This window comes from Streptomyces sp. NPDC007991 (genome assembly GCF_042958445.1).
Classification (GTDB): domain Bacteria; phylum Actinomycetota; class Actinomycetes; order Streptomycetales; family Streptomycetaceae; genus Streptomyces.
This window is the reverse complement of record NZ_JBIBJD010000003.1, coordinates 90,696-102,815: the sequence shown is the minus strand read 5'-3', so window position 1 is coordinate 102,815 and position 12,120 is coordinate 90,696. Positions and strand designations below refer to the sequence as shown.

Genomic DNA, 12,120 nt, shown 5'->3' with positions numbered 1-12,120 from the left:
CCCGGGGGCTTACCGGCCGCCGTTCCAGGGGCCGTACGGGCCGTCGCTGCTGGAGCCGCGGCTGCTGCGGCCGCCGCCGGGGAGCGCGCGGATGGCGGGACGCACGTCGACCATGTACACGATCGTCGCGATGAGCCCGATGATCGGCAGGAACGACAGGATCGGGAAGAGCAGGTTCACCACGAAGGCCAGCCCGAGGACGATCATCCAGAACGGCTTGGTCTTCTTGTCGGCCGCGCGGTAGGCGTCCTCACGCCGCACGGCGGCGTCGAACAACGCGAAGCCGCTGAAAATGATCAGGGCAATGCTCAGAAGCCACATGAACCCTGCGAAGCCCTGCATCAGCACTACGTCCACCACCTGACTCGGCTCGTCCCTACGCGGTCACCGTACCCGTACAACGGGCCGGACACCCCCAGGGTGCCCGGCCCGTGTGATCGCTGTGCGCCCGCGCCGTCCTACTTGGCCGGCGGGGTGGTCTTCTTGGCGGTGGTCTTGCGCGCCGGGGCCTTCTTGGCAGGGGCCTTCTTCGCCGGGGTGGCCGAGGCGGCGGCGGGCTTCGCCGGCTCCTCCTTGACCTCGACCGGCTGGGCCTTCGGCTCGACGGCCACGGCCAGTTCCTCGACGCCCTCGGCGACGTCCTCGATGCCCTCGGCGGCCTCGCCGCGCCAGGTGCGCACGGCCTGCTCGCCGTGCTCGGCGACCTTCTCGTAGGTCTCGCGGGCCTTGACGGCGTACTCGGCGGCCACGCCGACCCCGCGCAGCGCGAAGTCCTGGGCGGTCTCGCCGATCTTCTTCAGGTCCGCGTCGATCGTGCTGCCGAGCTTCTTGACGTCGACGTCGATCGAGCCGATGAACTGTGTGACCTTGGTCTGGAGGGTCTCCTGCGTCTCCTTGACGCGGGTGGAGGCCTTCTCCTGAACGGCCTTGGGGTCGGTGTTGCGTACGGCGTCGATCCGCGCGGGGGCCTCGGAGCGCAGCTGCTCCACCAGGGCCGGCACCTTCTTGGCCTGCTGAAGGGCGAGGTCGGCGGTGCCTGCGGCGAAGTAGAGCGGCGTCGGGTCGCTGAGGGTCTTGCGCAGGTCGTCGGTGATGGCCATGGTGATGGTCCTCCCGGATTCTGTTTCGCTTGGGGGTTCGGCTGAGGGTGGTGTGATCCGCAGCGGTGCGGCCGGTGCCCTGGTCCGGCTAGCCGGCCGTCTGCTGCGGGTCGGTGTCGCTGCCGCCGGTGGTCTTGCGGGCCCGGCGGGCGGCGGACGTACCGCCGGTGGTCTTGCGGGTGCGACGGGCGGGCGACGGTGACGTACCGCCGTCGTCCCCCCGCGTGCGGCGGGTCGCCGACGGCGTCGCGGACGGGCCGCCGTCGCCGCCGTCGCTGTCGCGGGTACGGCGCTCGGCGGGCCGGCCGCCGTCGGCCGTGCGGGTCCGAGGTATCCCGGTGCCGCCGTCCGGGGAGTGCCCGTCTCCGTCTCTGTCCGCCGCGTCCTCGGCGACCACGCGGTCGACGACCGCGGAGCCGTCGCCGGTCCCGAAGCCGTTCTCCTTGCGGAAGGACTCGTAGATCTGCAACAGCACCTGCTTCTGCCGCTCGTTCAGCGTCGGGTCCGCGAGGATGACGGCACGCGTCTCCACCTCGTCCCGGTCCCGCTCGGCGTCGAGGATGCCGGCCCGGACGTACAGCGTCTCGGCGGAGATCCGCAGGGCCTTGGCGACCTGCTGCAGCACCTCCGCGCTCGGCTTGCGCAGCCCGCGCTCGATCTGGCTCAGATACGGATTGGACACCCCGGCGGCGTCGGCGAGCTGCCGCAGCGACAGCTGCGCGGTGCGCCGCTGTTCGCGCAGGTAGTCACCGAGATTGCCGACGTTGAGGGATGCCATGACTCCACAGTGCCGCACCCCGCTAACTATTGCAAGCACCCGCTTGCAAGAGTGCGCCACGCCACGCCTGATGTGACTGATGTGACTCACGCCACTGGAGGGGCATCCACCGGCGCCACCGCACGTCTGGCGCGAATTGAGCGTTCCGGCCTCCCGGAATAAATAATTCCTGATTGCCGACCACTCCAGCCCGTCTCGCGGGCTTCTGCCGGATCCCACTCCGGAAACATCCGTACCCGCAGGTCTTCGTAATGCAGTCGGCATTCCGCTTCAACACCTGAGGCAGATGAATAGCGGACCGGCATCATCCGTATTTCCGGAAGGGTTGACAGAGGTCAGTTCCGGAATGTTGCATGACGTCATCAACGGGGCGGGATGGCAAACGGGGGCCATTGGGGAGGACCAACGCCGCAGAGGCGTTCTCTTAGCCTGCTGCCATCTCCATTTTGGGGGAGATGCCATGACCAGAATCAAACTCACGCTGTCCATCACCACCTCGGCCATTGTGTTTACGGCCGTGAGCATCGCAGGCCCCACCTTCATCCAGACCGAGATGGCGAATACGTCGGCGCCTGCGGGCAAGTCGCCTGCCACCGCTGTCCCGGCGAATACCAAGAGCATGCCGGACGCCGCTCGTACGCCGGCCGAGTTGCTGCAACTCCTGGGCGAGCGGATCAAGGCCAAGGACGTGGACGGAGTCGTCGCACTCCAAGAGCCCGAAGCGGCGATCGTCAATTACGACGGATCGGTTATCAGGGGCCACAAGGAAATACGAGCGTTCTACGTCGACTGGTTCAAGTCCGATCCGGTACTCACCGTCAACCCTCGCCAGACCGTGCTGGCGGGAGGGAAACGCACAGGCGACAAGGTACGCAACCGCACGGCCTCCATAATGGGCGACTATTCCCTGGAGCAGACCGGGCCTGACGGTACCCGCACACGATTCACCGGGAATTTCTGCGACACCGTGCAAGAGCAGCCGAACGGTACGTGGCTGTACCTCCAGGACAACCCTTACCCGCCCCACGGCAACGCAACATCGGCCCATCACTGACCGGGCGTCATGCACAGACGGCGAGTTGCCGACATGTTCGAGGTCTGGAGAAAAACTTGAACGTCACCTCGCCCGAAGTCTCGCGGGCCCCGGTTGCCCGGCAACAGCCTCAGTGGGCGGACCCGGCACAGGTCAAACAGGTCAGGGAGGTGCTGGCGGCCCTTCCCCCGCTCGTGGAGGCCGAATCGCTTGGCCGATTACGGGGGTTGCTCGCCACCGTCGCCGCCGGGCAGGCCCAGGTGGTGCAGGCGGGTGACTGCGCGGAGGATCCGGCGGAATGCGCCGCGCGCGACGTGGAGCGGAAAGTGGCACTCCTCGACGTGCTCGCCGGCGTCATGGGCGCCATCACCCACCAGCCGGTGGTGCGGGCGGGCCGGATCGGCGGCCAGTACGCCAAACCCCGGTCGGCACACACCGAATGGGTCGGTGGCGTGGAACTCCCGGTGTACCGGGGGCACATGGTGAACGGCCCGGAGCCGGTTCCGGAAGCACGGCGGCCCGACCCCCGGCGCCTGCTGGCGGGCTACCGGGCGGCGAGCCAGGTCATGGCCAACCTCGCCCCGACACCCCGGGCGCGCGTCGAGCCGGCCGTGTGGACCAGCCACGAGGCCCTGCTGCTCGACTACGAGATCCCGATGCTGCGCCGGGACCGGGAGGGCCGGGCCGCGCTCACCTCCACGCACTGGCCCTGGATCGGTGAGCGGACCCGCCAGCTCGACGGGGCCCACGTCGCGCTGCTGGCCGATGTGGTCAACCCGGTCGCGTGCAAGGTCGGGCCGCGGATGACGGTCACCGACCTGCTCGGGCTGTGCGCGCGGCTCGACCCCGGACAGGAGCCGGGCCGGCTCACCCTGATCGCCCGGATGGGTGCTGACGCGACGATGGATGTGCTGCCGCCGTTGGTCCGGGCCGTGCGCGCCGCCGGACACCCGGTGATCTGGCTGGTCGACCCCATGCACGCCAACACCCTGACCACCGCTGAGGGACGCAAGACCCGGGTCGTGGAGACGATCGTCCGGGAGGTCACGGCGTTCCAGGCCGCCGTGCGCACAGCCGGCGGAACACCGGGCGGGATACATCTGGAGACCACGCCCGACGACGTGACCGAATGCGTCGACGCCCAGCACGGCATCGACCGGATCGGCCGGAACTACACGACGTTGTGCGACCCGCGGCTCAACCCCCGCCAGGCGGTGTCGGTGGTCTCGGCCTGGCAGACGCACGTGATGACGGACCGGGCCGAGGGAGAACCGTGCCGGGCATAGCGCCGATTCCCGCCTACCCCCTGCCGACCGCGGCCGAACTGCCCGCCAGCACCGCGCGGTGGACCCCCGACCCGCGCCGGGCCGCGCTGCTCGTGCATGACATGCAGCGCTATTTCCTCGCGCCGTTCCCCTCCTCGGTGCGCGATCCGCTGGTGCGCCACTGCGTGCTGCTGCGGGAGCGCTGCGCCGCGCTCGGCGTCCCGGTGTTCTACACCGCGCAACCCGGTGGCATGACGGAGGAGGAACGCGGCCTGCTGAAGGACTTCTGGGGTCCGGGCATGAGGGTGGACCCCGTAGATCGTCGGATCACCTCGGAACTCACGCCCCGGCCGGCGGACCAGGTGCTCACCAAGTGGCGCTACAGCGCGTTCTTCCGCTCGGACCTGCTGACGCGGATGCGCGACCAGAACCGCGACCAGCTGATCATCTGCGGCGTCTACGCCCACGTCGGGGTGCTGGTGACGGCCCTGGAGGCGTTCACCAACGACATCCAGCCGTTCCTGGTCGCCGACGCCGTCGGTGACTTCTCCGCCGAGTACCACCGGCTGGCCCTCGACTACGCGGCCGCCCGCTGCTCGGTGGTCACCACCACCGAGGAGGTCTTCCGATGAACTCACCGCGCCTGCTCGACCAGGTGCTGGGCCCCGATCCGGGCGCCTTCGCCCTCCTGCACCGCCCCGAGACCCTCGGCCCGGACCGGGTGGAGATCCTGCTGGGGCGGGTCGGCACCCCGGCCCGGCTCGCCGACATCCCACTGGCCGACCGGACCGGACGGCCCGGCCGGCCCCGGCAGGAAGCGCTGGTCCTGGTGCCCCACCAGCAGGTCACCGAGCGCGGCTTCGCCGCCGCCGCGGACGGCTCACCGCTGCTCGCGATGTCGGTGACCGACCAGGAGCAGATCGCCACCTCCGAGGCACTGAGATCCCTTCCGGACGAGCCGATCAACCTGACCGGTGGGCGTTTCGACACCGAGGACGACGCCTACGCCGACACCGTGCGCGCGGTGCTGGACAACGAGATAGGCACCGGGGAGGGCTCGAACTTCGTCATCAAGCGCTCCTTCGTCACCAGCATCACCGGATACTCCACGCGCAGCGCGCTGAGCCTGTTCCGCCGGCTGCTCACCCGGGAGACCGGCGCCTACTGGACCTTCCTCGTGCACACCGGCACCCGCACCTTCGTCGGCGCCACACCGGAGCGCCACGTCAGCCTGCGCGACGGCGTCGCGGCGATGACCCCGATCAGCGGCACCTACCGCTATCCGGCCTCAGGACCGGTCGTGTCGGAGGTCATGGAGTTCCTCACCGACGGCAAGGAGACCGACGAGCTGTACATGGTCCTCGACGAGGAACTCAAGATGATGGCCCGGGTCTGCCAGGGCGGCGGCCGCGTGTCGGGGCCGTTCCTGCGGGAGATGGCCTGGCTCGCGCACACCGAGTACGTCATCGAGGGGCGCAGCGACCTCGATCCCCGGGACATCCTGCGGGAGACGATGTTCGCCCCCACCGTGACCGGCAGCCCGCTGGAGAACGCCTGCCGGGTGATCGCCCGCTACGAGCCGCGCGGCCGCGGGTACTACGGGGGCGTCGCCGCCCTCATCGGCCGGGACGCCGACGGCGCGCGCACCCTGGACTCGGCCATCCTCATCCGTACCGCCGACATCCGGACCTCGGACGTCGACGACACCGGACACGTCGAGGTCGGCGTGGGCGCGACCCTCGTCCGGCACTCCGACCCCGACGCCGAGGTCGCCGAGACCCGTACCAAGGCCGCGGGCGTGCTCGCGGCGCTCGGTGCCGGCGAGCGGCTCGGCGCACATCCGCTGGTCCAGGAGGCGCTGGGAAGGCGCAACGAGACGATCGCGAACTTCTGGCTCAGCGAGGCCGAGAAGCGCGCGCAGCCCCATCCGGTGCTGGACGGCCGCCGGGCGCTGGTCGTCGACGCCGAGGACACCTTCAGCGCGATGCTGGCCCACCAGTTGCGCGCCATCGGCCTGACCGTGGAGCTCAGCGGTTTCGACGCGGACCACCGCTTCGACGACCACGACCTCGTCGTCATGGGCCCCGGGCCCGGCGACCCGCGGGAGACCGACCACCCCAGGATGGCCGAGATGAGCCGGGCCATCGAGGAGTTGCTGTCCCGGCGCATCCCCTTCCTGGCCGTCTGCCTGAGCCATCAGCTGCTCTGCCGGCACCTCGGGCTCGAACTGCGGCGCCGCGACGTCCCGAACCAGGGCACCCAGCGCGAGATCGACCTGTTCGGCTCGCGCGAACGCGTGGGCTTCTACAACTCCTACTCGGCCCGCACGCGAGCCGACCGGCTCCAGTGCCCCGGTGTCGGCGAGGTGAAGGTCTGCCTCGACGCCGGCACGGGCGAGGTGCACGCCCTGCGCGGGCCGCACTTCGGCTCGGTGCAGTTCCACCTGGAGTCCGTGCTCACCCAGGACAGCGAGCGCCTCCTGGCCGACCTGCTCGTACCGCTGATGGAGACCGCGGAGGTAGTGAACGTATGAAAGCCACCATCTCCTGGTGGGACCTGACCGGGTCCGGCCAGACCATCGACTCCTTGCGCGTCTACCTGCGCGACGAGGGCGTGGATCCGTGGACGGAGGTCCGCGGAATGCGGTTGAAGTTCTGGATCTCCGACCGGGAGACCAACCGCTGGGGCGCGGTGATGCTGTGGGATCCCGATGCCGACCTGACGGCACCCCTGCCGCCGAACCGGGCCACCGAGCTCATCGGATACCCGCCCACCGTGCGGATGATGACCGACGTCGAGGCCATCGTCGAAGGTGTCCACTCCGGCCGGCTGGTCGAGCGCGGACTGGCCTTCGAGACGAGCGGGACGTCATCGTGAGCGCATCGACGAAGCCCCGGACCGCCGAGGAGTTCACCGCCCCGCCCGCCGAACCGATGGAGCTGCTCCAGGCCTGGTTCGACAGCGCCGTCGCGGACGCCGTCCGCGAGCCGGGCGCGCTGGCACTGGCCACCGTCGACGCCCGCGGCCACGCCTCCAACCGGATCGTCCAGGTTCTGAAGATCCGTGCGACGGGTCTGGTGTTCGCCAGCCACTCCGACAGCCGCAAGGGCCGGGACCTGGCCGAGACGGGCTGGGCGTCCGGGGTGTTCTACTGGCGCGAGGCCGGCCGCCAGGTGAGCGTGAGCGGTCCGGCCGGTCCGCTGCCCGACGAGGAGTCCGAGGCCCTGTGGGCGGCCCGGCCCGTCAGCACGCACCCGATGTCGGTGGCGGCGCACCAGAGCGCACCGCTGCTGGACGAGGACGCGCTGCGCGAGCAGGCCCGGGAACTGGGCCGGGACGGCTCGGCGCTGCCCCGCCCGGAGCGTTGGCTGGGCTATCTGCTGGAGCCGGCGTCGGTGGAGTTCTGGCAGTCCGACCCGGAGGACCGGTTGCACCGGAGGCTGCGTTACGAGCGCGACGGTTCCGGCTGGCGTGCGGACCGGCTCCAACCCTGACCGTGCTCTGGATCGTGGACTCGACAGGAAGAAAGGCAAGTCGATGTGTGGAATGACGGGCTGGGTCTCGTTCGACCGGGATCTGACGCTGCAGCGCGCGCAGCTGGACGCGATGACGCAGACCATGGCCTGCCGCGGACCGGACGCCCGCGGCGTCTGGCTGGACCGGCATGCGGCGATCGGCCATCGAAGGCTGGCGGTCATCGACCTCGAAGGCGGCACCCAGCCCATGGTGGTGCCCACCGACGACGGCCCGGTGACGATCACGTACACAGGTGAGGTCTACAACTACACCGAACTCAGGGACGAGTTACGTCGTCGGGGCCATCGTTTCCAGACCCGCAGCGACACCGAGGTCGTGCTCCACGGCTACCTGGAGTGGGGCGAAGCGGTCGCCGAACGGCTCAACGGCATGTTCGCGTTCGCCGTCTGGGACTCCCGGGCCGAGAAGCTCGTGATGATCCGCGACCGGATGGGCGTCAAGCCGCTCTACTACGCCGGCACCGACGACGGGGTGATCTTCGGCTCCGAGCCGAAGGCGATCCTCGCCAACCCGCTGGCGGACCGCGCCGTCGACCTCGCCGGACTGCGGGAGCTGGTCAGCTTCACCCAGACGCCGGGCAGTGCCGTGTGGTGCGGGATGAACGAGGTGGTCCCGGGCGGCCTGGTCACCGTCGACCGCTCCGGTCTGCGCGAGCGCCGCTACTGGACGCTGCCCACCCGGCCCCACACCGACGACCAGAAGACCACCGTCGCCACCGTGCGCGACCTGCTCGAGGACATCGTCAGCCGCCAGCTGGTCTCCGACGTCCCGCGCTGCACCCTGCTCTCCGGCGGTCTGGACTCCAGCGTGATCACCGCGCTGGCCGCCGCCAAGCTGGGCCGGCCCGGGGAGCACGGCGAGCCCGGCGAGAAGGTGCGCAGCTTCGCCGTGGACTTCGTCGGACGGGAGAACGACTTCGTCGCCGACGAACTGCGGGGCACGACGGACGCCCCGTACGCGCTGGAGGTGGCCGCGCACGTCGGCTCCCAGCACGAGTCCATCGTGCTCGACCACGCCTCGATCGCCGACCCGGCGGTGCGCCGGGCCGTCATCACCGCGCGGGACAGTCCGCTCAGCCTCGGTGACATGGACAACTCGCTCTACCTGCTGTTCCAGGCCATCCGGGAGCAGTCCACGGTCGCCCTGTCCGGGGAGTCCGCCGACGAGGTCTTCGGCGGGTACAGGTGGTTCCACCAGCCGGAGGTCCAGGCCGCGCAGACCTTCCCCTGGATGGCCGTCTTCGTCAGCGGCGCGCGGGCCCAGGTGTCCGACCGGTTCAACGCCGACATCACCGCCGCCCTCGACCTGCCCGCCTACATCCGCGACCGGTACTCCGACGCGGTCGGCGAGGTCGAGCGGGCCGAGGGCGAGAGCGACCAGGAGATGCGGATGCGGGTGATGTGCTACCTGCACCTGACGCGCTTCGTCCGGATGCTCCTGGAGCGCAAGGACCGGATCAGCATGGCCGTCGGGCTGGAGGTCCGGGTCCCCTTCTGCGACCACCGCCTCGTCGAGTACGTCTACAACACCCCGTGGTCGCTCAAGACCTTCGACGGCAGGGAGAAGAGCCTGCTGCGGGCCGCGACCGCGGACCTGCTGCCCCAGTCGGTGCTGGACCGGGTGAAGGCTCCCTACCCCGCCACGCTGGACCCGCAGTACACCAGCGCGCTGCTGCAGCAGTCCAAAGAGCTGCTCACGACCGACGACCCGGTCTTCGACCTGGTCGACCGCAGCTGGCTGGAGGACATCACGCGGCGTGACTCGGCCACCATGCCGATCGACGTCCGCAACGGCATGGAGCGCGTGCTCGACCTGAGCACCTGGCTGGACATCTACCGGCCCGAACTGCGGCTCTGAACGCGGCCGGGCACCTCACGTCAACGTCCACCCCCGGCACACCCGGCACACCCGGCACACGGAGTGAGGAATACGAGATGGGAACGGAAGACACTCAGTCCAAGGGGCTCGACGCCGACCTCGAACTGCGCGCCCGGCACCGTGCCGTCGTCGCGGACTACATGAGCCGCAAGGGCGAGAACCGGCTGACGCGCTACCTGCTCTTCACCGAGGACGGCAGCGCCGGCCTGTACACCAGCGACACCGGCGAACCGATCAACTCCCGGGGACACGAGAAGCTGAAGGCGCACGGCGAGTGGTCGCTGCGCATGTTCCCCGACTGGGAATGGAAGAACGTCGAGATCTTCGAGACACAGGACCCCAACAGGTTCTGGGTCGAGTGTGACGGGGAGGGGCAGATCCTCTACCCGGCCTATCCGCCCGGCTACTACCGGAACCACTTCATCCACTCGTTCCTGCTCGAAGACGGCAAGATCAAGCAGCAGCGCGAGTTCATGAACCCGTTCCAGCAGCTGCGCGCGCTGGGCATCGAGGTGCCGAAGATCAATCGCGGCGGGATCCCCACCTAGGGACCTCCCACCACTCGTTCGCACTGACAGCAAGGAGCATCAGGTGGGATCGCGGCTCAACCCGTACATCGCCTTCGACGGGAACGCCCGGCAGGCGATGGAGTTCTACCACGACGTCCTCGGCGGCAAGCTGGAGCTGGGCACGTTCGGCGACTTCGGCTCGCCGGAGTCGCCCGACCACCCCGACAAGATCATGCACGCCACACTCGTCACCGCGGACGGCTTCACGGTGATGGCGTGGGACGTCCCCGAGCGGGTCCCCTTCAACCCGGGCACCAACGTCGCGCTCTACCTCGGCGGCGACGACGCGGGCCTGCGCGAGTACTTCGAGAAGCTGTCCGTGGGCGGCACCGTGTCGCTGCCCCTCAGGAAGCAGATCTGGGGCGACGAGGCCGGCACGCTCGTGGACAGGTTCGGGATCACCTGGATGTTCAACATCACCGGGCAGCAGGCCTGATCACCCGCGGGGCCACGGGGTTCGAGGGAGCCGGGAGGCGATGACCGACGCTTTGGACGACCGGTTGGACCGGATCGGGCGGCACCCCTTCCGCGCGAAGTTCCGGCTGCGCGGAAGGGACCGCGCGGTGGTCGACCTGCGCGGGATCACGACCGTCCGCAAGCACGCCGAGGATCTGATCGGTCGCAGGCTGGCGCCGGCCGAACCGCGCAACGACGGCCGTCAGACGCCCTTCCGGGGGCATCCCGTCTTCGTCGCCCAGCACGCCACCGCGACGTGCTGCCGTACCTGCCTCGCGCGCTGGCACGGCATCCCCGCCGGCCACGCGCTCGACGACGCCGAGCGGGCCTACGTCGTGGAGGTGATCTGCCGGTGGATCGCGCGGCAGTACGAGGCTTCACCGTAAGAGGCAAGTCAAGTCGTGTCAGCAAGCGTGAGGTGAGGACTCCATGACAGTCGACGTGCAGGCCACTCGGGACGTGGTCGACATCATCACCGGAGGATGGCGGGCTCAGGCGCTCTACACCGCGGTCAAACTGGGACTGCCCGACCACATCGAGGCCGGCCGTGCCACCGACGCCGAACTGGCCAAGGCGACCGGGGCGGACGAGCAGGGCGTTCACCGTCTTATGCGCCTGCTGGTGGCGATGGGCATATTCGAGGGCGGCGACTCCACCGGCTACCGCGGTACCCGGGTGAGCGCCGCCCTCCTCGAAGGCCCCCAGTCCCTGAGCGACATGTGCCTGCTGTACGGCGAGGAGTTCTACGCCGCGTGGGGGCACGCCCACCACGCCGTCAGCACGCGGAGCTCGGGATTCGAAGTCGCCTACGGCCGGTCGCTCTACGAGTACCTGGGTCAGGACCCGGCCACCGCCCGCCGGTTCCAGCTCACCATGAACGCCGCGAGCATGTTCTTCCACCAGGTGCCCGGGGTCTTCGACTTCTCCGGCAAGAAGGTCGTGGACGTCGGTGGCGGCGGCGGGCACCTGCTCGCCACGATCCTCGGCGCCACGCCGGACGCCGAGGGCACGCTCTTCGACCGCGAGCACATGATGCCCAAGGCGCGCGAACACCTGTCCGCCACCGTCGGCCTGGACCGGGCCGAGCTGGTCGGGGGCGACATGTTCCAGGGCGTCCCGGCGGGCGGGGACGTCTACATCCTCTGCCGGGTGCTGGCCGGCCACGACGACGAAGCCGTCGTCGGTGTCTTCGAGCACTGCCGCCGCGCCATGGCGGACTCCTCCTCGCGGCTGCTGATCCTCGACCGGTTCGTCGAGGACGAGAACTCCACCGTGCTGCCCGCCCTGTGGGACCTGCACCTCCTGGTGACGACGGGCGGCGAACACCGCACCCTCGACCGGATCACACACCTGCTGGACCGCGCCGGCCTGGAGATCACCGGGACCGCGGAGCTGCCCATGGAGACGACCGCCCTGATCGCCGCACCGCACACCCCCTGACGGCAGGCAGACACGCAGAGAACGTACCCGGGTGAAGCCACCCGGGTGGAGCACGCGCACCAGC

14 protein-coding genes are annotated in these 12,120 nt (G+C 69.8%); 11 read left to right on the top strand and 3 right to left on the bottom strand.

Annotation, left to right across the window (positions count from 1 at the left end; translation table 11 throughout):
- Positions 1 to 9: 9 nt before the first annotated feature.
- The 3 genes from ACFZDA_RS08910 to ACFZDA_RS08900 form a co-directional block, all read right to left on the bottom strand.
- On the bottom strand, positions 10 to 342 hold the full coding sequence (locus ACFZDA_RS08910; RefSeq protein WP_391078530.1) for a DUF2516 family protein: 333 nt from the start codon (positions 340 to 342) through the stop codon (positions 10 to 12).
- 116 nt (positions 343 to 458) lie between these two features.
- The gene (locus ACFZDA_RS08905; protein WP_391077140.1) at positions 459 to 1,100 is read right to left on the bottom strand and encodes a hypothetical protein; all 642 of its coding nucleotides are present in this window, start codon (positions 1,098 to 1,100) and stop codon (positions 459 to 461) included.
- Between the two features lie 88 nt (positions 1,101 to 1,188).
- Positions 1,189 to 1,878: a helix-turn-helix domain-containing protein gene (locus ACFZDA_RS08900; RefSeq protein WP_391077137.1), complete on the bottom strand. Its 690-nt coding sequence runs from the start codon at positions 1,876 to 1,878 to the stop codon at positions 1,189 to 1,191.
- A gap of 460 nt (positions 1,879 to 2,338) precedes the next feature.
- Between ACFZDA_RS08900 and ACFZDA_RS08895 the strand changes: the two genes are divergently transcribed.
- From ACFZDA_RS08895 to ACFZDA_RS08845, 11 genes are all read left to right on the top strand, one after another.
- Complete coding sequence (locus ACFZDA_RS08895; RefSeq protein ID WP_391077134.1) at positions 2,339 to 2,932, top strand: YybH family protein; 594 nt, start codon at positions 2,339 to 2,341, stop codon at positions 2,930 to 2,932.
- 56 nt (positions 2,933 to 2,988) lie between these two features.
- Positions 2,989 to 4,197 (top strand): 3-deoxy-7-phosphoheptulonate synthase, encoded by a 1,209-nt coding sequence (locus ACFZDA_RS08890; RefSeq protein ID WP_391077131.1) that lies wholly within the window; start codon positions 2,989 to 2,991, stop codon positions 4,195 to 4,197.
- Entirely contained in the window at positions 4,185 to 4,808 is a 624-nt protein-coding gene (locus tag ACFZDA_RS08885) for an isochorismatase family protein (protein WP_391077128.1), read from the top strand. Before ACFZDA_RS08890 ends, ACFZDA_RS08885 begins: the two co-directional genes overlap by 13 nt.
- Positions 4,805 to 6,709 (top strand): chorismate-binding protein, encoded by a 1,905-nt coding sequence (locus ACFZDA_RS08880; RefSeq protein WP_391077125.1) that lies wholly within the window; start codon positions 4,805 to 4,807, stop codon positions 6,707 to 6,709. The genes ACFZDA_RS08885 and ACFZDA_RS08880 overlap by 4 nt, the downstream gene beginning before the upstream one ends.
- Positions 6,706 to 7,053 carry a hypothetical protein gene (locus tag ACFZDA_RS08875; protein WP_391077123.1) on the top strand — a complete coding sequence of 116 codons (348 nt, stop codon included), beginning with the start codon at positions 6,706 to 6,708 and terminating at the stop codon, positions 7,051 to 7,053. The genes ACFZDA_RS08880 and ACFZDA_RS08875 overlap by 4 nt, the downstream gene beginning before the upstream one ends.
- Positions 7,050 to 7,670 (top strand): phenazine biosynthesis FMN-dependent oxidase PhzG, encoded by a 621-nt coding sequence (gene phzG, locus ACFZDA_RS08870; protein WP_391077120.1) that lies wholly within the window; start codon positions 7,050 to 7,052, stop codon positions 7,668 to 7,670. The genes ACFZDA_RS08875 and phzG overlap by 4 nt, the downstream gene beginning before the upstream one ends.
- A 43-nt stretch (positions 7,671 to 7,713) precedes the next feature.
- Positions 7,714 to 9,570, top strand: a complete 1,857-nt coding sequence (asnB, locus tag ACFZDA_RS08865) for an asparagine synthase (glutamine-hydrolyzing) (RefSeq protein WP_391077117.1) — start codon at positions 7,714 to 7,716, stop codon at positions 9,568 to 9,570.
- Positions 9,571 to 9,647: 77 nt separating this feature from the next.
- Complete coding sequence (locus tag ACFZDA_RS08860; protein WP_391077115.1) at positions 9,648 to 10,139, top strand: PhzA/PhzB family protein; 492 nt, start codon at positions 9,648 to 9,650, stop codon at positions 10,137 to 10,139.
- 43 nt (positions 10,140 to 10,182) lie between these two features.
- A complete protein-coding gene (locus tag ACFZDA_RS08855; RefSeq protein WP_391077112.1) occupies positions 10,183 to 10,596 on the top strand; it encodes a VOC family protein in 414 nt (137 codons plus the stop codon).
- A 40-nt stretch (positions 10,597 to 10,636) separates the two neighbouring features.
- Positions 10,637 to 11,002 (top strand): DUF4186 family protein, encoded by a 366-nt coding sequence (locus ACFZDA_RS08850; protein WP_391077109.1) that lies wholly within the window; start codon positions 10,637 to 10,639, stop codon positions 11,000 to 11,002.
- 43 nt (positions 11,003 to 11,045) lie between these two features.
- A complete protein-coding gene (locus ACFZDA_RS08845) occupies positions 11,046 to 12,056 on the top strand; it encodes a methyltransferase (RefSeq protein ID WP_391077107.1) in 1,011 nt (336 codons plus the stop codon).
- The last annotated feature ends 64 nt before the right edge of the window (positions 12,057 to 12,120 follow it).

Coding starts and splice junctions, on each gene's coding strand:
- ACFZDA_RS08905 (WP_391077140.1), bottom strand. CDS start 1,100: ATGGCCATCACCGACGACCTGCGCAAGACCCTCAGCGACCCGACGCCG.
- ACFZDA_RS08895 (WP_391077134.1), top strand. CDS start 2,339: ATGACCAGAATCAAACTCACGCTGTCCATCACCACCTCGGCCATTGTG.
- asnB (WP_391077117.1), top strand. CDS start 7,714: ATGTGTGGAATGACGGGCTGGGTCTCGTTCGACCGGGATCTGACGCTG.
- ACFZDA_RS08900 (WP_391077137.1), bottom strand. CDS start 1,878: ATGGCATCCCTCAACGTCGGCAATCTCGGTGACTACCTGCGCGAACAG.
- ACFZDA_RS08910 (WP_391078530.1), bottom strand. CDS start 342: ATGCAGGGCTTCGCAGGGTTCATGTGGCTTCTGAGCATTGCCCTGATC.
- ACFZDA_RS08860 (WP_391077115.1), top strand. CDS start 9,648: ATGGGAACGGAAGACACTCAGTCCAAGGGGCTCGACGCCGACCTCGAA.
- ACFZDA_RS08880 (WP_391077125.1), top strand. CDS start 4,805: ATGAACTCACCGCGCCTGCTCGACCAGGTGCTGGGCCCCGATCCGGGC.
- ACFZDA_RS08875 (WP_391077123.1), top strand. CDS start 6,706: ATGAAAGCCACCATCTCCTGGTGGGACCTGACCGGGTCCGGCCAGACC.
- ACFZDA_RS08845 (WP_391077107.1), top strand. CDS start 11,046: ATGACAGTCGACGTGCAGGCCACTCGGGACGTGGTCGACATCATCACC.
- ACFZDA_RS08850 (WP_391077109.1), top strand. CDS start 10,637: ATGACCGACGCTTTGGACGACCGGTTGGACCGGATCGGGCGGCACCCC.